Below are 22056 nucleotides of genomic sequence, written 5' to 3'. Positions count from 1 at the left end.
GATATTTTATAAATATAGTGATAAACCTAAATTTTGAAAGTTAAGAAATCATAACCATCTAAGTAGATAATCACACTAAAATTTGTTTTTGTGTTGTGGGAATAAAGAAGTAATGGTGCTGATTTTGTATAATTTTTGCATAAGAATTAGTCATCTGTAAATTTAATTGGCTACTTTTCTTATACTTCATCTTTGGAAAATACGTCCAATTGAGATTACACCAAAACATGAAAAAATTATACATACTATTTAGCTAAAAGCCTGTAATTTTCAACACCAATATTAGGTTATTAATAGAGAACAAATGAAATAAAAAAAAATGAAAAAACAAGGGTTTTCATTTTTTTTACGATAAGTTGCTTTATTGTATTTTTAATTTAAAAATAAACCACTAAATTAAATCACAAATATCTTATTATCAAATAATTAATAAATCGGAAGCCATGACAAAAATTATATTTTTTTATAAAATAAATTATTCAATTTTAGTTTTAATAGCACTACTGACAGGTTTTAACGCCTACAGCCAGGTTTTACCAGGCGTATACACAGATACTATTGAAGAAAATGGAACTAGATCCATACACCAAATTAAACTTAACAATGACTATTTTATATATAACGAGTACGAAAATAATCCTGCTAAGTTTACAAAGACCATGGGTGGATTTACCCAAATTGAAAGTACTGCCACAGGTAACCTACTGGTTGTTCTTTTAGAATTTAATTCGGACTATCCTAAAGATTCCATTAGGCAGCTTTCTATTCCTATAAAAATGGTTGGCGAAAATCTTCATTTAAATTGGTTTCAAGAGCTTATGCTTAAACCTGTAAAAATTGAGACTCAAGATTTAGATGGCGAATGGCTTTTTGCCACTAGAGGTCCTGATACTGGACAGGAAAGACGTGGTGAGGAAAGCACTAGAAAAACACTGAAATTCTTAAAGGATGGTACTTTTCAATGGATTGCCTATGATACAGATTCTTTCCGTTTTTCTGGCACCGGTGGTGGAAGCTATACTGCCAAAGATGGTGTGTATACCGAAAAAATAGAATTTTTCTCAAAAGATGATACCCGAGTAGGCGCTCAATTAAAATTTAATTATGAATTGCAAGGCAATGATTGGCACCATACCGGTAATAACAGTAAAGGAGAACCTATGTATGAAATATGGTCTAAAAGGCAGGAAACTAAGGAATAGTCATTACAGTATTTACGAATCATAAATAACCCTACCTTTTAAACAATTGGCCTTGTAGTTCAATGGATAGAATAGAAGTTTCCTAAACTTTAGATGCAAGTTCGATTCTTGCCGAGGTCACTACTAATGGGTATAACCTATTCCTTTAAATAGTTTCACATGATGTTAAAATAGCTTGCAACCCATAAATTATTTATATTTAGGGTAAACCATAATAAAATGAGAAAGGTATTGTCAATATTCTTATTTTTTGGCTTTACATTTTTATCTGCACAAGAATCTCCCGATTACAAAGATTATCACCAAAAATTTAAAAGTCTAATTTTCAAAAATCCAGATTCGGCTTTATACTATGTAAATAAATTAAAGACGGATAAAGAAACTAATAGCTCATTTTTTTCTTCATACTATTATCATCAAGATCTAGGTCAGTACTTTTTTGTTAAAGGCCAATTTGATTCCTCAGAACATCATTACGAAAAGGCTTATCAATTAAGTAGCGCTAAAAGAATTGACTCTTTAACTGTAAATAGTAATATGTGGTTGGCAAATCATGAATATTTTAAAGGAGAGATAAAAAAATCGCTTTTAAGATATGATGACATACTACAACTTTCTAAAAAAGCTAACTACTTAGAAGGTATTGCCTCTGCATATTCTATGTTTGCTTCTGCCGAGCCAGACTTGAGCAAGAAAATGAATCTATATCTAAAAATAGATTCACTATACAAAATTAACAATACCCAAAGTTCTTTACTAGCTCGTGTAAACGCTTACATCGCGGAAATTTATTTAGATGCCAAAGGAAATAATCCGTTAGCCAAAAAATACATAGAAAAATGTATAGAAATCTCAAAAAACGTAGCATATCCGCCAGGGGAATATGAAGCAAATAGGCTTTTGATAAAACTTTCCGTACAAGAAAACAAGATTAATGAAGCCATTCAACTATATGAACAATTATTAATTGATGGCAAAAAAAATGGTGACCCTACCGCAATTAATATTGCTAACATAGGTCTTGCTAAAATGTATCTTAAAAAAAAGGAATACACCAAAGTAGAAAAGCATTTAACGAATGTAGGAGCCTTATTAGAAAAACAAAATACTTCCACATTAACAGGCGTTGTTCACCTACACTGGGCTGAACTTTTTATAATCCTAAATAATCCAAAAGAAGCCTTGGTTCATTTAGAAAAAGCGAGACAAAATCCCGATGTAACGGACAGGCTAGGTTATAAAACGGATTTAAATAGAATTGAAATAAGTTATTATGAGTTAGTAGGTGATTATACCAACGCATACCAGACCAAAGTAGCTTATGACAAACAAATTGCATTCCTAAAAGAGCAAGAAAATGCTAACGGATTTATACTAGATGAACAATTAAAGTTCAAAGAACAACAGTTACAAGAAGTGGCACTTTTAAAAACACAACATGAGCTAGCAGATACCAAGCAAAAGGCACAACGGAATTTTCTACTTGGCATTATTATAATTACTTCATTAATTGGAATTTTCATTTTTATTCTATATCGAAATAGAATGAAAATAAATCATAAATTAAGAGAAGTTGATGCTCTAAAAACGGACTTTTTCACCAACATTTCTCATGAGTTAAGAACTCCGTTAACTTTAATCTCTGCACCTTTACAAGAGGCTTTATCCAATACAACCTTAACCACAGACCAAAAAAAGCATTTTGAAATTGCCCAGAAAAGCACCGAAAGATTGTCGGCTTTGGTAGATCAGTTATTAGAATTGTCTAAAATTGATAGTGGAAATAGAAAACTACGTGTTCAAAAAGGCTATCCTACGCAAATGATTGCGGCTTGGAGTGAATCTTTTTCTTTCCTAGCACAGCAAAAAAACATTCATTTTAAACTTCAAATAACCAATACCGATATATTAGGTTGGTTTGATCGTGATGCTATTGAGAATATTATAATTAATTTATTGGGAAATGCCATAAAATATACGCCAGAAAAAGGTGCTGTTCTTCTTAATGCGAACATTGATCATAACTACTTGTATTTTTCAATAAAGAATACTGGTAATGGTATTTCTACCACCCAAATGAAAACGATTTTCAACAGATTTTATCAGACCGATGGACTTAACGAAGGTGTAGGTATAGGCTTATCTCTTGTTAAAGAGCTAACTGAGTTACATGGAGGAAAAATAGATGTGAGTAGCGAGAAGCAAAACTGGACCCATTTCAATGTTTCCATTTGTATGGATAAGATCAAACTTAAAAATATAGAGATTATTGAAAACCCAGATTTAGAAACGTTAAAAGTGATTACCACCGCTGAAGCCAAAACCAATCTAGAAGAATCCCCACACAAAAAAAATAACCTGCCCATATTGCTTATCGTCGAAGACAATAAAGATGTAAGAACATTACTCAGCAACACGTTTAAAAGCACGTATTCTATTTTACAAGCAGCCGATGGCGAAAAAGGAATTAAAATTGCATTACATGAAATACCCGATATTATTATTTCAGATGTAATGATGCCGAAGAAAGATGGTTTGGAATTGACTAAAACACTGAAAAATGATGAACGCACCAGTCACATTCCCATTATACTATTAACGGCAAAAGCTGGTGATGAAAATGAATTGATGGGTATAGAGTTTGGCGCAGATGATTACATTACAAAACCCTTCAATCAAAAAATATTACAAAGCAAAGCAACATCTTTAGTAGCACTTAGAAAAAAGTTGCAATCTAGATACAGCCAAGAAATTATTTTAAGACCAAAGGAAATTGCAGTATCGTCGGTAGATGAAAAATTCTTAATCAAAATTCAGAACATTTTAGATAAAAAACTTGTAGATCCTTCTTTTAGCGCAGCAGAATTTAGCCTTTGTGTGTCTATGAGTAGAATGCAACTTCATAGAAAACTTAAAGCACTAACAGGGCTTTCAACCACAGAATTTATACGTTCTCAACGTTTAAAATTGGCTGTACATATTTTAAAAACTTCTGATTTTAATATATCAGAAATTGGCTATAGTGTAGGGTTTAACAATCATGCATATTTCAGCAAATGTTTTAAAGAAGTATATCATTGTACCCCTTCAGAATATATTTCTTTAAAAAATGAAGCCTAACACCAACCTACTAAAATACAATATGTTACATAACTCATAACCATTGTTACATACTAAATAGCTCCTATTAATTACATGAATTAATTTTATAGGTAATCAAATTGGTGTAATTCTAATCTCAAAGTCATTTAGACAATGAAGAAAGAAGACTATGGTCTTAAGGGTTCAATTCATCGCTTCCCAGAAAAACAGATTTACTTGAATATTAATCATTTAAAAGATGGACTTTATATTTTAAAGATTATTCATAACAATAAGGTAATTCAACAAATATCATTCAGAAAAAAAGATTGATGTTAACCTTTTTTTAATCATGTCATTAAAAGGCAAACGATTAAAAAAGGACTATTATGAAAACCATTAAACTTATAGCACTACTGTTTGTATTTAGCATAACCACAAATGCAAACGCTCAATTTTTTAAGAAACTGACAGAACGTGCTCAAGAAGCAGCCGCACAGACTGTAGAACGTAAAGTTGCTGAAAAAACAGAACGAGAAACAGAAAAGTCTTTTGATACGGTTTTCAACAATAAAGGCAGGCTATTCAAAAATAAAAAAGCAGAGAAACTAGAGTTATACTCCTTTAGTCATGAATATGTTATGGAAATAACTAGTGATAACGAAATAACAGACATAACCTATTATCTCACTAATGAACATGAGTACATGGGTAGTTCTTTTAGCATGGGTAAAGACCAGGAATTTATAACAGTCATGGATTTACCAAACTCTTCCATCCACACCTTTATGGATATGGACGGACAAAGAACAATGAATTCAATACATATAGATTTAGAAGATTCTTCTGATCTAGAAATGAATAAAGGTGATTACTCTATAACTCCAACTGGGCAAACTAAGAAGGTTTTAGGGTACGAATGTGAAGAGTTTCAGGTAACCGGGCCTCAATTATCAGGTTCTGTTTGGGTAACCCAAGAAGCTGATATTTCGTTTCAGAAAGCATTTACGAAACTTAAAACAAAAAGAATAAAAACAAAAAAAGGTATAGACCAATCTTGGGTAAGCATGGTAGATGGTTTAACTCTAGAAATGAATATGATAGATTATTCACAGAAGAATGCGAAACCTATTAAAATGATTTGCACACAACTAATTGAAAATGAATTTAGTATTAACACTTTAGATTATGAAAAACCATTTTAAAACCTATAATATGAAAAATACAATAGCCCTACTATTTCTTTCTCTAGTAATTGCCTGTAATGAAAGTCCTAAAAAAGAAGGCGTTAGCAAAACTGATACGGTACAACAAGTCTCATTAGAAAAAGAAGAAAATAATGCTATGACTTCTGGCGATTACAGTTCACTACTAACTGATTACAAATGTGATATGCGTATTTCTGAAGTAGCGGAAGTGCTAAAAGTACCAGAATCAAACCTTAGCCAAACCGATAATTCTTCTGAAAACAAATGCTCTTTTGAACTTATTGGATTCGGAAAAAACACCTTAGGTGGAGACTCGCACATCTCCTGGAGTTCGGCTCCAAGTTCTAAAAAACAGAACAAGAAAGAAATTGCTAGTTATTTAGAAAGAAAGGAAGATGGTATAAAAATAATGGGAATGGACATAGAATTAGCAGAAACGGGTGATTGTTATATAGCACAACAACCTGCCCATGGAAGAATAATCATTTACAATGAAAATTATGACCACGCCTTCTTAATACATTACGGAATTAAAAGTGCTAATAATAACCGTACCAAAGAACAACATGAAGAATTACGACTTAAAATGACTGATTTGGCGAATTATTTATTACAAAAACACAGAAAATAAAAATGTCATGAAAAAACTACTATTCCATATTTTTCTACTACTTGGTATTGGTGCATTTGCACAAGATGAAATAAAAATGCCAGAATTAGATACAGGTAACCAAGTATACACTCTAGAATTCAGTCCAGATTCGCAGAATGAGAAAGTAATTTCTTCATACATGCAAGGGGAAACAGAAAAAGATTCACTTCGTTTTTGGGCAGAAGGTACAACACTATTACAGAAAATAATGGTTACCGTTATTTCAGATAAAAATGCTGATATTAAAGTAGATATTGTTAAAGATAACTGGAAAGACAGTAAAATTAACGGACATACTAAAAATGGTTTATTTCAAGAATCATTTGAAACGGCAGGTAAGTTTGGAATCGTTATTACGAGTACAATACCTAATATTTCTTTTCAACTTGCTGTTTGGACTAATGGTGAAAATATTCCGTACATGGGTAATTTATATTATCCTGCTAACGAAGCTGCTGCTACCAGAAGCGGACAAGTATTTAACGCTTCAAATTCCATTTCTCAACCACAAAATGAATCAGGTACAGGCGGCACAAACACAATACTTTATGTTGTAATTGGGTTTTTCAGCATCATCACAATATTATTAGTGCTTTTATTAATAAAAAAGAAATCGGCGAAGACATTACTTATTCTATTATGTTTCAGCTTAGGCCAACAAATTGGAACCGCTGGTGCTAGCCCTTCTCTTTCCGAGGTTTTTACTGAATCACTTAAATTTATTTACGAAAACCATGATGGCATAGAAGATTTTTTTAATAGGGCAAATAGCGTAGTAAATGAATTTACGAGACGATTAAGTCCTGATGATGATGATGCACAAGCTGATCCTCGCGGAGGACCACAATTACCCTCTTCATGTATACCTCCACAATTTGGAACTAACAGAAATGGTGCTGATAGCGGTAATTCTAACTCACCTAGGCAAGGTTCTAGTAATTCTTCAAATACTGATTCATCTTATGAACCTTTAACTACAAATTCATCAAATTCAAATTCGGATAATAATGATGAACAAAATATAGACTATGATGAATTAAACTCCTTGGGACAACCAGTGTATGATAGGAACAACCAACCTATAGAATATCCTGTATTTACCAATGAAGAGCTTCCAAAATATGATATCAATGGAGATCCTATTCAGTATCGAGAACCGGTACATAACAACGAATTAGATTATTTTGAAAGACCTGTATATGATAGAAATAACGAGCGTATAGATTATCCTGTATTTGGTGACGACAAGCGTCCTAAATATGATATTAATGGTAACCCCATTCAATATGCAGAAGGTGAAACAGAGTCTAGACCCGCTTTAGATGCCAATAAGAAACCTATTGAATACGACAACTACAAACGCCCTAAATACGACAACAAAGGAAATCCAATAAACTATCATAAGGATGATTTTGTGAATCCTCCAAAAAGAAATAAAGAGAATAACTTTCCTGTTGATGAAAATGAAAATCCGGAGAAAACTAAAATCAAAACCAATAAGTCCAATGACATGCCTTTGGTGTTATCAAAAAGTATAAAACTCATTAATGCCATTGACGGAAATCTTAATACATTAAAATTTAAGAATGCGGACTATAAAGTTACATACGCCGAAGCTAATATTCTAGGTGCAATATCAACATTCATTCCAAATGAAAACGACAATGAAGCGGGCTGTGCATGTTTAGAAAAAGAATATGACAATCTAAACAACAGACGATTAAACTTAGAACGACTCCGAGTAATTTACTCCCATGCAATGAAAAAAATAAATGCAGGAATTGCTTTCGGAGATGATGTATCGGCTGTTCATGGCGTATCTGGTTTAGCATGGCAAAGTCAAAAAATGATCATTTTAACAAAATCAATTCCAACACTAAACAAAGCGTATGATGACAAATATGCTGAAATGATTCATGCACTGGAAGAAAATTTAAGAGCTATAGAACAATGTGAATCTATGCTAGGCTATGATAATTGGTACAACCATGCAGGCTTCATTTACTTTCAGTTTATGGCAGACAAATACAAAAGGCAATAATCATGAAAAACTACTTAATACTTCTTTGTATATTCTTACTTATTCTTTCTTGTGGTGAGGATAAAACCAATGAAAAGGCCACAGAAGAAAATTCAGAAATACGACCTGATAGCAATAAAGATGAAACCAATATTTCTACTGATGATCTAGAAAAATCAATGGAGCAATTAGGCGGCCTGTTTGATATGGGCAGTAGTGATGAGAACTCTGATAATGACTCGCCAGAAGCTATTGCTTTAAAGAAGCTATTACAAATGAGTGGAGCTGACAGCCAAGGCTCAGAAGACTTAGGTTCTTTTGGTGACCTATTAAAAACTGATGCCATTCTTGATCTGTTAGAAGCAAGCGGAGTATCTAGGGAGGATATGCAAAAACTCATAAACAACCCCGATAGCCTTAAAATTCTTGCCGAAGAAGCAATGAATAATAGAGAAATTGAAATTTACAATGAACCAAAATTAAAAGGCAAACTCTCAAAAGAGCAGTTATCAACGAAAAATACACCAACAGGAGTTTCTTTAGAAGAGGCCATTTTAACCGTTCAAGCAGAATCTGGTCCAGAGGCCACAATGGCAAAACTTAAAACAATTGACTCTTTAGCGGGCACCCATATTATGGAAAAATTAGACTTGACCGAAGCTGGCTATGTCATGCGTGATATTGAACGTAAAAATGAGGTTCCACCTAGTGTTGAAGAGAAACAGAAAATGGAACAATTAAAAAAAGTAACGGGACAATTGCACAGTGTTAAAGAAGCAAATCGGGTTTTGGCTGATCTCGAAAAAACTGAAAATGACATCTCATCTGGCGCGTTAAAAGCGAGTCCACAGTATCAAAAAACAATTGAATATCGTAAAAAAATCGTTAAAGTATTTCAAAAAGATTTTGAGAGAAAAGCAAAAGCTGCCAAAGACAAATTTCAAAAATTAAATCCCGACCTCTATTTTGGAGAAGAGGCTGGGGAAACATATGTTGGACACATGAATAAAGCAGTTTATCTGCCTTTGGGTAAACTATCTTTTGCCGATGAAGTTGTAAAAGCCAATCACCCACTTTTACTAACCCAAGAAGTTAACAATGTACTTGGAGAACCAGATTTCCTAAAAGGTTTTGACATGGAAGATGTTACAGGCATTCATAGTCTTGGCTTAGGTGGCGGCATTACGGTTCAATTCACTGATAATGCATTGACCGATGTAAATGGTCCTGACCTTTACATTTTTGAAATAGGGCAAATTGAACCGACCGATTTGGAAATATCCAAAGATGGAAAAAATTGGATTCATGTAGGCAAAATTGATGGTGGTGTTGCCGAAGTAGATATTTCAACATTTGTAAAACCCGGCGAACTATTTTACTATGTACGTCTTACCGATTTAAAAAAACAAAGTGGACTACCCGGGGCAGATGTAGACGCCATTGCTGCAATTGGTGCCGCCATGCGCTTAAATCTTGACAGCAAGGTGCTATTTGAAACAGGAAAATCTGACTTAAAACCAGAGGGACTAGTTGCATTAAAAAAGCTATCTGAAAATATTGCGGTTCTTAAAAAAGGGAATGTAATAATCGAGGGCCATACAGATGATGTAGGTAGTGCAGAAACCAACCAAAATTTATCACTGGCGAGAGCCAAAAGTGTCTCAGCAGAATTAAAGAAACTTATACCTAGTAGTGGTTTTCGTTGGAAAGAAATGGGATTAGGCGAATCTAAGCCTTTGGTTGAAAATGACACAGAAGAAAATAGATCAAAAAACAGACGTGTAGAAGTTTTGATATTGCCAAATTAAGAGGACCAATTACGATGAAAAAAACTACACTAATATTCTTCCTAGTTATTAACCTTTGCCTTTTAAACGGCTTATCATCACAATCAACGCCAGACAGTTTATTTGGTGGATGGAAACTTGTTAGGATAAGTGGGGGAATTGCAGGATATGGTCATTCTAATTACAATCACGACGCTATTTTATTTTCATCGGACTGTAAATTCAGGGCCTACTTAAAAGACTCCTTAAAATCTTTGTCAAATTTTCATTTAAGGAAATCGAAATCGGTTTATAGCAGTATAGATAGTGTTTACAATATTCATATAGAAGATAAATTCACTTTTTGGGGTTCATTTACTGTTAGCAACAAAAAATTATATATAAAAGATAACATGATTGATGGTTTTACCCATGTATACCAAAGAATATATACTAAACGGCAAATTGATGACCATTTTAAAAATACCACGTATTAAACTAGAAAATCATGAATACGAAAAATATAGTAGCACATATATCCTTAATGTTAATGATAACCATAAGTTACTGTCAAACAATAACAAAAAACGAAGTTATTAGTCTTGTTGAAAATTTAAATAACAAAACAGCAAACAACATTCATCTAACTTTCTTAAAAGACAAAGCTGAACTAAATTGGTATGATGCCAAAACTACCCTTCAAATAAAAAATAAGCTAGATATTGCACCGGAAATTGACTCTACCACAGTAAAAAAACCAATACCAAAAGCGGGAAATAGACAAGCTGGCCCAATATACTTCAAATACAACTTTGAGCCTACCACAAGTGTTGAAACTAATTTTAGAGCTAATAAATACGGGAAAGTGTTTTTGACTTTAAAATTCAATGCGTTAGACACTATCAACATTAGAAGTCGACTAAATGATTTCTCATGTGTTCATAGAACTTCAGATTCGTCGCCACATACTGTACAATGGTCTGGCGACATATATTTAAGCTTATTATTAGATCCAGAAAAAACGGCTAACGGCATTCATTTTAAAGTACAAGGAATAACCATAAGCGGAAAACTTGAAAGAGAAGACCAACAACAAATTAATACACAATATTCTAAAAATTTAAGAGAGGTTTTAAAGCAAGCGTTTGAAACATTTTTTAATGAATCTACATTTGAAAATAAGAATAACGGCATTGTGCTTCTTAAGCACAGCTAATAGAAATTCTAGTCTCATTAGTAAAAATTAATGAAGGGTGTTAACCTTTCTCTTCTGGTATCATTAATTATAAATAATAAGTTAAACCAGAGGTATGAAAAAAGTCATTGTTACATAACCTACAGCACTAGTTACATATTTCATAGTCAATAAATAGTAAACCACATACTTTTGAGTATATCCTTTTGACCAACTTTTTTTAACAAACTATAAATTTCAAAATTATGAAAACAAAAATTCTACTATCTCTTTTTTCTGTCGTTATATTCTCATCTTGCATTAAAGACTATCATGGAAACATTGATAGCAAGGATTCCATTTTAACAGAAACAAATTATATATTCTCAGAGGACATTAAGGCTAAATCCCTAGATTTCCATATAGCTATGCTCGAGGCGGAAATTAAAGATTTAAAAATGGTTTTGGACTTAGGACAAGCTACAAATGCTCAGAAAGAAAGGTATGTTGAAGCTACTCTAGAAAAAGATACTGCGCTAAATGAACAGCGTTTAATTTTAGGATACCTAGATGAGGTCTACAAAAAAGGTCCCAAACCGTTACCACCTTGTCCAAGGCCGAGAAATTGTAACGACTTTTGGGAAGGCTTAGAAATTGTTACCTTACCTGTTAATTATGAAACATTTCGAATAGAAATTTATGATAAAAATAACAATGTTATTGCACGTACAGAAGGATATCCAAAACCCTTAAACGACTTTGAAGGATATTTAAATTATATCCATTTAAAATTTAATACAGCCGACTATAAAGGTCAAATTCTTGTTAAAGCTAGCGGAGAAACTAAAGATGGAGCTTTTGAGCCATTCTCTATAGAATCTTACATTAATTAATCTAATTAAAGTTTATTAAAAAGTCAAAACCCCTTCTAGGGGTTTTTTAGTTGTAACTGTGGTACATAACAACTATTAAGATACTTATCAATTTTGTATCTTTCTTAAAACCAGATCTTCTTATAAATGAATGTCCAAAAATTTATTTCAACATTCTTCTTATTGAATTTTATCTTGCTTTCTGGGCAAGATTATAAGGAAAGGTTGAAAACACTGGAAGATAAGGCAAGTATTTTTTTCTACACCAACAAGGATTCCACTTACTTCTATTATAACGAAATGTATCAATTAGCACTCAAAGAGGGTGACTATATTACCTTAATTGACAATCTTAATTATGTATGTTTTGCAGCCGGATATTATTATGATACCGATAAAATAAAATCAACAATAAAGACCATTGATTATCACATTCAAAATAATGGCTCCGTTTTGGACACTTTACCAAACCGCGGAGATGATCAAATAAATTACCTTAATTATAACAAAGGAAACTATTACCACAAAGTAGGAGACTATGTTCAATCTCAATTTTATTTCGAGGAAATAATCGCTGATTTAACTAAAACGGACAAGTATAAAGAGAGCGCAGATGACTTAAGTTTTTTATCTACATGTTATAGTTTTATTGCCAATATAAATGCGGAAGGAGACAGGTTTGAAGTTGCAGATGAATATTACCAAAAAAACATTCGCCTTTACAAAGAGTACTTACCTCACGAAAATGAAAGTCTGGACAAGGTATATAACCTATACGCAAGTTCTTTATATACTCAGAAGAAGTATACCTCATCAAAAGAAATTTTTATTAAAACCATTAGTGCTGCAGAAGACAGTTATGATCAAAGCAAAAGAAATAGTATTGTTACCACCAGCCTTATGCTTTCAAAAATATATAATGTCTTAGGTAAAATTGACAGCGCATATTTTTATTTGAATAAAATTGAAAAATATAAAGCTTCAAAAGATCCATTTAACTTCAGCTACATTTCTACAAAAGGAGATATCCTAGTTACTGAAAATAAGTTGAATGAAGCCATCAAGACATTCTTTGAAGCCCTAGAAGTAACCCCAGATGTAAATAAATTTCTTATTTATAAGAAGATAGGGGATACTTATGAAAAACAAAGTTTGTGGGATAAAGCCTTGGATAACTATCAAAAAGGCTTAATTAATTTAGGAAATGATTTTAATTCACATTCCTTTTTGGATAATCCTGATCCAACTAATGTTTTACAGAAACAAGAGGTTTTACCACTACTACTTTCAAAATCTACCGTTCTTAAGAAAAAAGGCACCCATGATGACCACTTAGCGAACTTTAATGTAATTGAAACGGCCATCGCTACAATTGATTTGTCAAAACCATCATTTAAAAATGACAGGGATAAAGCTTTTTTAATCGAAAATGCCTATCCGCTTTTTGAGTCGGGAATGGAATCCACATATACCCTATATAAAACATCTGAAAATGATTATTATATTGATGAGGCGTTTCGTTATTCAGAAAAAAGCAAATCGGTGTTGTTAATGGAAGCGCTATTATCTTCACAAGCTACAGAATTTGCAAACATTCCTAAAATAATTCGAGAACAGGAAAATCTATTAAAAAACAAAATTACATTAGTTGAAAAGGAACTCACTTCTTCTGAAAATTCTAATTCTTCACTTGAGGATAACCTTTTCAGCTTAAATCAAGAGCTTCGTAATTTAATAGTTGATGTAGAAACAAACTACCCTACCTATTTTGATCTAAAGTATAATAGCAAAATTTTATCACTCCAAGATGTTCAAAACAACCTTACCGAAAATGAACTCTTTGTTTCTTGGTTCTATGGAAATGAAAATATATACGCTATTGCAATTTCAAAAAATAAGAAATCTTTTCAAAAAATTGAAATTACTCCAAAACTTGAAGGTGATATAAATGACTTACATGCCTTGCTTTCGAATCCGAAATCAAACCTGGATTCTCTTTCTAAATTAAGTTATACAATTTATCAAAAATTACTGCATCCAATTTTAAAATTACATCCTCAAGAAAGAATAATACTAGCACCAGATGGGTTGTTAAACTATATTCCTTTTGGCAGTTTAGTCACTAATGATAAAGAAAATCGTTACTTGATTGAAGATAGAAACCTTAGCTATGTAAACTCTGCTACCCTGTGGTCTCAATTAAATAGTAAAGAACAAACCAGTACTAACCTTCTTGCCTTTGCACCTAGTTTTGACTCTAACGGACCTACGGGCGGCAGTCGTTCTCATATTTTGGGCAATTTACCGCATAATAAAAACGAAGTTGAACATATTCTAACCTCCTTTAAAGGAAAGTCTTTTATAAATGACCAAGCTACCCTTCAAAATTTCACTTCGTCATTATCAGATTATTCGGTATTACATTTAGCAACACATGCGGTTTTTGATGATGAAAATCCTGAATATTCTTATTTAGCTTTTACTCCCAAAAAGGAATCTGATGATTTACTTTTTGTTAAAGACTTATATAATCTAACCTTGAATGCTAGTCTTGTTACCCTAAGCGGGTGCGAAAGCGGAATAGGCGAGTTAAAACGAGGTGAAGGTTTTTTAAGTTTGGCAAGAGGATTTTTCTATAGTGGAGCTGCAAGCATATCAAGTACACTATGGAAAGTAAATGATAATTCATCAGCCAACCTCATGGGTATGTTTTATGAAAACTTAGCCGATGGAAAAACGAAAGATGCATCATTAAGAGATGCCAAACTTTCCTTTCTACAAAAGAATCGCGAAAATGGACTAGCACACCCGTATTATTGGTCTGGTTACATTATTCAAGGAAACACCCAACCTTTAGTTACCTCATCTAAATGGCAATGGTATTTGTACGGAGGTATAATTATTGTCATACTAATTTTTCTAGGAAGAAAGAAATTAGTTCAGTTTTTCAAGTAAATCCGTTGCTTCTTTCATTTTATAAGTACCCATCTTGACTAGTTCCATTAACAAAATTTCAGCTTCTTTCTTTTGATCTAATTTAAGATGCGAAAGTGCGGCATACCAATAGGCCTCATCTTTAAACTCACTATTTATAGATATAATTTCTTGAAATTTATTTATCGCTTTTAAATTAGCTCCTTTAGCAAGGTAAGCTTGGCCTAAATAAAAATCTACATAATCTAACCTGGTTTTCTCTTTTAACTCAGTAAGATATGTAATAGCCGCATCATAATCATTGGTTTCATAGGCTTCAAAAGCTAAACGCTCCAATGACTCATCCGTAGCATCGCCACGAGTTATGGTATACACTGTATTAGGGTATTTTTCATAATTAGAGGCATACAATTCCGCTGTTCCATTAAACACATCAGAATTAAAAACAAACCAGCTTACACCTATCAATAAAGCAATACTCGCAGCAATACTAAGTGGTTTCCAAAAAGTTCGATTTTTCTGGGTGGATCCACCGCTTAATTCCGATTCAAAACCTTGTAGTTTTTTCTTATGACTGTCATTTTCTTTATTTCGTATAACAGATTTAACATCCTTCTCAAATTCAACTTGCGATTTAAATTCAGCATCACTTTCTACCAGCTGATCAAATACAACTTTCTCTTCTTCAGTTAAAGAACCGTCAAAATATTTTAATACTAATTCTTCTTTATCCATCATAATTTGGAGGCATTGTTAATGGCTTCTTTTAATGTTTTTAAACATCTTGATTTCTGACTTTTAACCACATTTTCACTATTGTAATTTCCTTCTGCCATTATTTCTTTAATGTTGTATTGTTGGTAGTAGAAAAGCGTTAATATCTTTTGGCATTTTTCTCCCAAAGTATCAAAATACTTTTTTAATAATTTTTGCTCAGTTGATAACTCATGATTATCAATATCAAATTCTTCAATAACTATATCTTCTTCCTCTACTCTATTTAATAACAATTCATTATTGGTGTGTTTATTTCTTTTTCTTAATCGCTCCATTATTTTATACTTACCAATACTTATTAAATAGGTACTTAAGGAGCTTTTTAATGTTGTTAGTTTTCCATTCTGAATATTCTCGTACAATGCCACATAAGCATCTTGGTATGCGTCTAACACCTCTTCATCTGCCAGTGAATATCTCCTTGCAAAATTCAAGAACAGCTCACGATTATCTTCATATACCTTTTTAAAAGCAGATTCAGAGCCTTCTTTAAGTGCTTGAAATAAAGTTTCATCTGAATGATTTTCCATTTAATGTATTTACGGATAAATAGTTAACACTTAAAAGTAAATAATTAAAACCAATGTTAACCTTTTGACGTGAACTACATGAATAGCAGTAACCAAAATCTATGTTGAAATGAAAAAACTGATCACCTTAATTGTTCTAACAGTATCCATGACAATAAATGCGCAACTTCTTATTGATGATTTTACAACTGGTGAAATATCCAATTTGATTTTCACTGATATGAGTGAAAGCAGAAAACTACAAACGGGCGATCATATTATTGGTCAAAACCGCCAAGTGTTTGCGAAACTCAATCAAAATCCATTTGGGCATAACATGCAACTAAGCGTTGAAAAAGGAATCCTTGTCATGAGCTACGGTTATGACACTCGAGGCACTACTTATATAAACTATGGCGTCAATAAAGATGGTAATGCGCCACTAAATATAGACGCTAGCAATTACAAATCTTTAAAGGTTGAATTTGAAGCAAAGAGTACGGTAAACGGCATTAACCTAAACCTATTCACTAACCACGGCTATGCAGCTTATGGGAAACATGTGCCGGCTCGTGAGGGTAAGTTTGTATTCACAATACCATTCACGGAAATAAAACCAAAAGGTGAAGGCTTCACATTTTCTGATATCGACTATATAAGACTTCAATTCGATTCTAGAAGTAAAACAGGTTGCAACCTAGCGATATCAAAAATATGGTTCGAATAAATTTTTAATTAACTATAAAAACAGAAATTATGAAAAATTACAAGAAAACAATTTTATTAGGGTTAGTTACTTTAGCTGTATTCACTTTTAACAGTACTAAGGCAGCAGATAATCCAGAGGCATTAAAATCAACTATTACGCTTGAAAACCTTGAGTATATTAATACAGTTTTTGAGCGCTTAGTTTCCAAAATTAATGAAGGTTTTATTTTTAATGCTCATATAAGCTCATCAACAGTTAAAAAAGATGGTAATGTAGAATTGCCATTTACCACATTTGGTTCGGGACCTCTAAAATTAACAAAAGGAGATATTTTAAAAATTGAAAATGTAGAAACAGCATTTAACGACCGAAATAATTTTCAAAGTAAAAAGACCGTAGAAAGCATTTCGATTTCTTCTTCTGGAAACAACGTAAAAGTCAAAATGCAATTTCATACTTGGAGTCAAAATGTAGAACTTTCTAATGTGAAAATCACAAAAGAACAATTTGGTTATTTTATTACAGGGTCACAATCTAATAATACAAAAACAGTCTATTATACGATTACCATTTCTCACCGAGGAAAAATTATTTAAAACATCTACTATCAGTATACAAGCAAAAACCGAGATATAAATCTCGTTTTTTTTTTGTTGTTGATTATGCTATTCCCAAACTTCCACAATCATCTCCACCTCTACTGCAATATTACCAGGTAATGAACCCATACCCACTGCGGCACGTGCATGTTTTCCAGTATCACCAAAAACAGCTACCATTAAGTCTGAATACCCGTTAATTACTTTAGAATGGTCTTTGAAATCTGGTACTGCATTGACCATACCGTGTACACTTACAATTCTTTTTACTTTATTAAGATTGCCAAGCTCCGCTTTTAAGACAGATAACTGATTAATAGCCACTTCTCTTGCCGCTTGATAGCCTTGTTCTACAGTTAAGCCATCGCCTAATTTCCCAACAATATTTTCGCCATTGGCCTGTTTTGGTCCTTTTCCTGCTAAAAATATAAGATTCCCTGCTTTTACAGCATGTACATAATTTGCGACAGGAGTTCCTTGATCTCTTAAAACAATTCCTAGACTATCCAATGCTGCCTCTGGGTTGTAATCTTCGTGTGCTTTTACTTCAGCAGATGGTACTTCCCGGTCTAAACCTTTGTTTATATCAGCACAACTTATCATTAAAAATGGCAAATAAATCCAAATACAATATTTCATAGCTTTTAAATTAGTTTTCGCAATTAATACGCTAGGTTATCTAATTCCTCATAATCAACACCATATGGGTAAAAAAGCCCAAAATAGAATTACACAAAAAACAATTAAAATTAGGTAAAAACTATATTTTGTGCAATCTGTCGTACTTAAGGTATCATTTTACTAAAAAAGTGTTGTTATAATTTCATTTTTATTAGTTTAGCAAATTAACCAAAACAACTACTAAATCAACACAAATATGGAAAGTTCCAGTACAAATTCTAATGTAAATGCGAATAGGCTATTTTATGCCAGTTGTTTCGCTTTAATTACTACCGCATTTTCTTTTGCGATTGCCGCAGGTATTCTAGACCAACTTAAAACAGAATTAGAATTAAGCGCAAGTCAAGCCGGATTAATTACTTCAATGTGGTTTGCAGGTTTTCCAATTGCCATGGTAATTGGAGGATTAATATATCATAAAGTAGGTGGAAAAGTAATTATGCAATTTGCATTTTTTGCACATGCTATTGGTATTTTATTACTAATTTTTTCTGAAAGTTATATGGGCCTATTAGTGGCCAACTTACTTATAGGGCTTGGTAACGGTTGTACCGAAGCTGCCTGTAACCCAATGATTGCTGATGCATACAAAGGTAATAGAATGAGTACAATGTTAAATCGGTTTCATATGTGGTTTCCTGGCGGTATTGCCGTAGGAAGCTTATTATCTGGCTTTATGACGGATTTCGGTATTATTGGTCAGAGCCAAGTATGGTTGCTTTTAATACCAGCTGTTATCTATGCTTATTTATTCTATGGTCAAACTTGGCCTAAAGCTAAAATTGAAGAGGCTGCTACTATTAGTGGAAACTTAAAAGGAATGTTTACGCCGTTATTTTTATTTATTGCAGTTTGTATGGCACTTACTGCTATTTCTGAATTTGGACCAAACCAATGGGTTGGACTTATCCTTTCAAAAAGCGGTGCTGAACCAACATTAATTTTAGCTTTAACTGCTGGTTTAATGGCTATTGCAAGATATTTTGGAGGTAATATGGTAGCAAAATTTGACCAGACAGGTGTGCTCTTAGGTTCTGCCGTTTTAGCAACTATTGGAATCTATTTATTTAGTACCCAAACAGGAGCAATGGCTTATGTTGCAGCTGTAATATTTGCATTAGGTATCGCTTATTTTTGGCCCAACATGATTGGCTTAGCGGCAACTAAAACTCCTAAAACAGGTGCCCTTGGTATGTCAATTATTGGTGCAATTGGTATGTTTTCGACCTCTATTTTTCAACCTATTATTGGCGGATGGATTGATGCTGATAGAGCAGCTGCAGAGGCACAGGGCTTAACTGGCGATGAGTTAGAATTGGTTTCTGGTCAAGAGACTTTAGGGACAATGGTGCTATTCCCTGCAATTTTAATAGTACTATTTACCATTCTCTATTTTTGGTTGAAAAACAAAAAAAGTGAAGTAGAAGTTGCTACGGCATAATAAAAAAACTAGTTACAAAAAATGCCGAATGATTAATATTATTCGGCATTTTTTTAATCTACACCCATTTTATTACTTATCCAAAAGCAGTTCTAGCATATGAATGGCTGCATCACTAATTTTTGAGTTTTGTTCAAATATTACAGTTGCCCCTGCTTTTATTAAAAGCTCATATTCTTTTTGCTGTACTTCACCACCAATAGCAATACCAATATCTCCTCTTTCGAAGCTATTAAGCTCTTCTACTATTTTAGATACGAAGACTATATTATTACTTGATTTATAAGAAAACCAAATATAATGAACATCGTTCTCTACCGCTTGCTTAGCCAGAGCTCTAGGATTATGAGAAGGCGGACATATATCTACATCAAAACCTAAATTTGCAAATTTTAACCCTCTTTTTTTAACATCTTTGTCCTGACCAACTTCGCTTAAGTCGGTAATCATAATTCTAGGTTGCCGGCCTTCTTGCATTGCAAACTTGTATGTTAATTCTTTTGCTTTATTAATGTCATTAACTCCCATGATTTCTCTTGAGTATTACTAATGAAGAATTTTAAACTAGCCAATTACAATAAAAATATGGAATAATTACTAAGACAATATGTACATTAAATAAATAGTATTCCCTTTAATATATCAATATCGTTTAAATAAGCTCTTGTAAAGCTATCTATTCTACTGAACTCCCGGAATTTAAATTTTGAACTTCTTCTGTTTCAATTCTTGATAGTTCTTTTAATTGTTCTTTCTCGAACATTGCCGGCAAGTCCTTTAATGGCGTTCCAATTGGAGCCTCCCAATTAATATAATCTTGAAAACGAATACCATCTATAGTTCTTGGGTTATAGGCACTTCTAAAACGAACACCGCCTTCATTTACACTATAGCTATAGGCCAAGTAATTTATATAATGAGATTTTTTATTTATCCAATACATAAAAACATCATCATGGTCTTTACCACCACCAATTTTATTAAAAGTAACCTTTATAATATCATAATCTTCCCCTTTAATGATCGCTTCCCCAACGCTTTCCTTTATTACAGCTTTGTCATTTAATTTATGAGGTAATGTAGCAAAATAAATAACCGAGTTTAAAGCTTCACTATATTTCGATACATCCTTTTTGGATAGTTCTACTGCGTTATTATTTACTGTTCTAACAAAACTATTTCCCTGTAAAATATCTACAATCGTATTTCCTAAACTATCTTTTGAACTTACGGTATAGAGATTCCCATTTCTATTATCAAAAGAATACTTTTTTTCGCGAAACGTAAATTGATAAGCTGCACTGTCATATAATGTTCCGCCATGTACTTTAATAGCTTCCTTGACAATAGTATCAGCCGTATTCATGGGATTTTCTTGTGTTAAATTTCCCGTTGAATCATCATTTTGGTTTTCTTTATTTAGCTCTTTACACCCTACCGCAAGTAGCAGAAAAATGATAGCGATTTTAATTACCTGGTTCATTATTTACGAAATTAGTGTTTAGTTTATAACTACATATTCAATTAAAAATAGTTGGTCGAAAAAGGAACATACTACTAACGATTCAAAGTTATTACTGAAAACATTGGTTTGTCAAAAGCAATATTTTAATTTGAAGTTAATGGAAATAGAAGCAGAGACAAAAAAAATCTGAATAAGTCATCAATTGTGTATTGAGGATTTATTCAGATTATTAGTTAAAAAATATTCTAATTTAAATTTTATCTAAGATAATCGTTATTGATTAACTATAAAAGCGTGGATTACTCCTGGCAACCAAGCTAGTAAAGTCAATAATATACTTATTAGGAGTGTAGTACCAACACCATGTTTCATAAAAACAGCTAATGGCGGTAAAAGAATATTTAAAATTATAGTAAGTAAAGACATAATCTAATTTTTTGGTTCCCTCAAAAATAGAGGTCTTTAGTAGATTAGCTTAACTCAATTCAATTGAATACTAGTTTAAAACATTATACCACCAACAAAAACTATAGTACTATATCGTAATTATTTTCGCTCCTCTAATAATTCTTCAATAATCTTTTTTAACCTCCCTACTCCAATAGGCTTTACAATATAATCGGAAATTGCACTAATATTATTGGCTCTTTCAATATCTACTGGATCCAAAGAAGACGAAACCATGTAAATGGTAATTTTTTTTCCAACTCTTGGCTTTATTTTTATGTATTCTTCCATAAATTGAAAGCCGTCCATAATAGGCATATCAATATCTAGAAAAATTACATCAGGGTATTTTGAATTTTCATCAATATTATCTAACATAAAATTAATAGCCTCCTCTCCATCAGAAAAGACCATTATATCCATAGGAAATTTAGTTGACTCAAGTGTTTTGACCATAGTAAATCTATAAATAGAATCATCATCAACAATACACGTTTTTAATATATTATCCATAGTAAG

The 22056-nt window shown here is 32.5% G+C and carries 20 protein-coding genes and 1 tRNA gene; 14 read left to right on the top strand and 7 right to left on the bottom strand.

The window, feature by feature from the left end; genetic code table 11:
• Positions 1-443: 443 nt before the first annotated feature.
• The 11 genes from BTR34_RS09820 (at position 444) to BTR34_RS09770 (ending at position 14930) form a co-directional block, all read left to right on the top strand.
• Positions 444-1202 carry a hypothetical protein gene (locus BTR34_RS09820; RefSeq protein WP_068480850.1) on the top strand — a complete coding sequence of 253 codons (759 nt, stop codon included), beginning with the start codon at positions 444-446 and terminating at the stop codon, positions 1200-1202.
• Between the two features lie 48 nt (positions 1203-1250).
• Positions 1251-1322, top strand: a tRNA-Arg gene (locus tag BTR34_RS09815).
• Between the two features lie 99 nt (positions 1323-1421).
• Positions 1422-4322, top strand: coding sequence for a hybrid sensor histidine kinase/response regulator transcription factor (locus BTR34_RS09810; RefSeq protein WP_068480847.1), 2901 nt, complete (start codon positions 1422-1424; stop codon positions 4320-4322).
• 350 nt (positions 4323-4672) lie between these two features.
• Positions 4673-5488 (top strand): DUF4412 domain-containing protein, encoded by an 816-nt coding sequence (locus tag BTR34_RS09805; RefSeq protein WP_068480844.1) that lies wholly within the window; start codon positions 4673-4675, stop codon positions 5486-5488.
• A 10-nt stretch (positions 5489-5498) separates the two neighbouring features.
• A complete protein-coding gene (locus tag BTR34_RS09800) occupies positions 5499-6122 on the top strand; it encodes a hypothetical protein (protein WP_157483728.1) in 624 nt (207 codons plus the stop codon).
• A gap of 7 nt (positions 6123-6129) precedes the next feature.
• Entirely contained in the window at positions 6130-8184 is a 2055-nt protein-coding gene (locus BTR34_RS09795; protein ID WP_068480837.1) for a hypothetical protein, read from the top strand.
• Positions 8185-8186: 2 nt separating this feature from the next.
• Entirely contained in the window at positions 8187-9971 is a 1785-nt protein-coding gene (locus BTR34_RS09790) for an OmpA family protein (RefSeq protein WP_068480834.1), read from the top strand.
• Between the two features lie 14 nt (positions 9972-9985).
• Positions 9986-10426: a hypothetical protein gene (locus tag BTR34_RS09785; RefSeq protein ID WP_068480832.1), complete on the top strand. Its 441-nt coding sequence runs from the start codon at positions 9986-9988 to the stop codon at positions 10424-10426.
• Positions 10427-10437: 11 nt separating this feature from the next.
• A complete protein-coding gene (locus BTR34_RS09780) occupies positions 10438-11145 on the top strand; it encodes a hypothetical protein (RefSeq protein WP_068480829.1) in 708 nt (235 codons plus the stop codon).
• A 224-nt stretch (positions 11146-11369) separates the two neighbouring features.
• A complete protein-coding gene (locus tag BTR34_RS09775) occupies positions 11370-11996 on the top strand; it encodes a hypothetical protein (RefSeq protein WP_068480826.1) in 627 nt (208 codons plus the stop codon).
• Between the two features lie 162 nt (positions 11997-12158).
• Entirely contained in the window at positions 12159-14930 is a 2772-nt protein-coding gene (locus tag BTR34_RS09770) for a CHAT domain-containing protein (protein WP_198037225.1), read from the top strand.
• On the opposite strand, the gene BTR34_RS09765 is transcribed toward BTR34_RS09770, so the two are convergent.
• Both BTR34_RS09765 and BTR34_RS09760 read right to left on the bottom strand, forming a co-directional pair.
• Entirely contained in the window at positions 14910-15647 is a 738-nt protein-coding gene (locus BTR34_RS09765) for a tetratricopeptide repeat protein (protein ID WP_083612617.1), read from the bottom strand. The genes BTR34_RS09770 and BTR34_RS09765 overlap by 21 nt on opposite strands.
• Complete coding sequence (locus BTR34_RS09760) at positions 15644-16216, bottom strand: RNA polymerase sigma factor (protein WP_068480816.1); 573 nt, start codon at positions 16214-16216, stop codon at positions 15644-15646. Before BTR34_RS09760 ends, BTR34_RS09765 begins: the two co-directional genes overlap by 4 nt.
• Positions 16217-16325: 109 nt before the next feature.
• Between BTR34_RS09760 and BTR34_RS09755 the strand changes: the two genes are divergently transcribed.
• Together BTR34_RS09755 and BTR34_RS09750 are read left to right on the top strand one after the other, a co-directional pair.
• The gene (locus BTR34_RS09755) at positions 16326-16922 is read left to right on the top strand and encodes a hypothetical protein (protein WP_074472126.1); all 597 of its coding nucleotides are present in this window, start codon (positions 16326-16328) and stop codon (positions 16920-16922) included.
• Positions 16923-16951: 29 nt separating this feature from the next.
• Positions 16952-17500 carry a hypothetical protein gene (locus tag BTR34_RS09750; protein WP_068480810.1) on the top strand — a complete coding sequence of 183 codons (549 nt, stop codon included), beginning with the start codon at positions 16952-16954 and terminating at the stop codon, positions 17498-17500.
• Positions 17501-17569: 69 nt separating this feature from the next.
• On the opposite strand, the gene BTR34_RS09745 is transcribed toward BTR34_RS09750, so the two are convergent.
• Positions 17570-18142 (bottom strand): RidA family protein, encoded by a 573-nt coding sequence (locus BTR34_RS09745; RefSeq protein ID WP_068480807.1) that lies wholly within the window; start codon positions 18140-18142, stop codon positions 17570-17572.
• A gap of 238 nt (positions 18143-18380) precedes the next feature.
• Here BTR34_RS09745 and BTR34_RS09740 point away from each other — a divergent pair, with 238 nt between their 5' ends.
• On the top strand, positions 18381-19625 hold the full coding sequence (locus BTR34_RS09740; protein ID WP_068480804.1) for an MFS transporter: 1245 nt from the start codon (positions 18381-18383) through the stop codon (positions 19623-19625).
• A gap of 72 nt (positions 19626-19697) precedes the next feature.
• Here the strand turns inward: BTR34_RS09740 and BTR34_RS09735 are convergent, their stop codons facing one another.
• The 4 genes from BTR34_RS09735 to BTR34_RS09720 all read right to left on the bottom strand — a co-directional run bounded on the left by BTR34_RS09735 (position 19698) and on the right by BTR34_RS09720 (position 22050).
• Positions 19698-20153, bottom strand: a complete 456-nt coding sequence (locus BTR34_RS09735) for a hypothetical protein (protein WP_068480801.1) — start codon at positions 20151-20153, stop codon at positions 19698-19700.
• 148 nt (positions 20154-20301) lie between these two features.
• Entirely contained in the window at positions 20302-21108 is an 807-nt protein-coding gene (locus BTR34_RS09730; protein WP_068480797.1) for a DUF6503 family protein, read from the bottom strand.
• A gap of 255 nt (positions 21109-21363) precedes the next feature.
• Positions 21364-21516 carry a YqaE/Pmp3 family membrane protein gene (locus BTR34_RS09725; protein WP_068480795.1) on the bottom strand — a complete coding sequence of 51 codons (153 nt, stop codon included), beginning with the start codon at positions 21514-21516 and terminating at the stop codon, positions 21364-21366.
• Between the two features lie 120 nt (positions 21517-21636).
• Positions 21637-22050: a response regulator gene (locus BTR34_RS09720; protein ID WP_068480792.1), complete on the bottom strand. Its 414-nt coding sequence runs from the start codon at positions 22048-22050 to the stop codon at positions 21637-21639.
• Between the last annotated feature and the right edge of the window lie 6 nt (positions 22051-22056).

The sequence above is a fragment of the Maribacter hydrothermalis genome (assembly GCF_001913155.1).
In the GTDB taxonomy this organism is placed as follows: Bacteria; Bacteroidota; Bacteroidia; order Flavobacteriales; family Flavobacteriaceae; genus Maribacter; species Maribacter hydrothermalis.
This window is presented reverse-complemented; position numbering and strand designations above follow the sequence as displayed.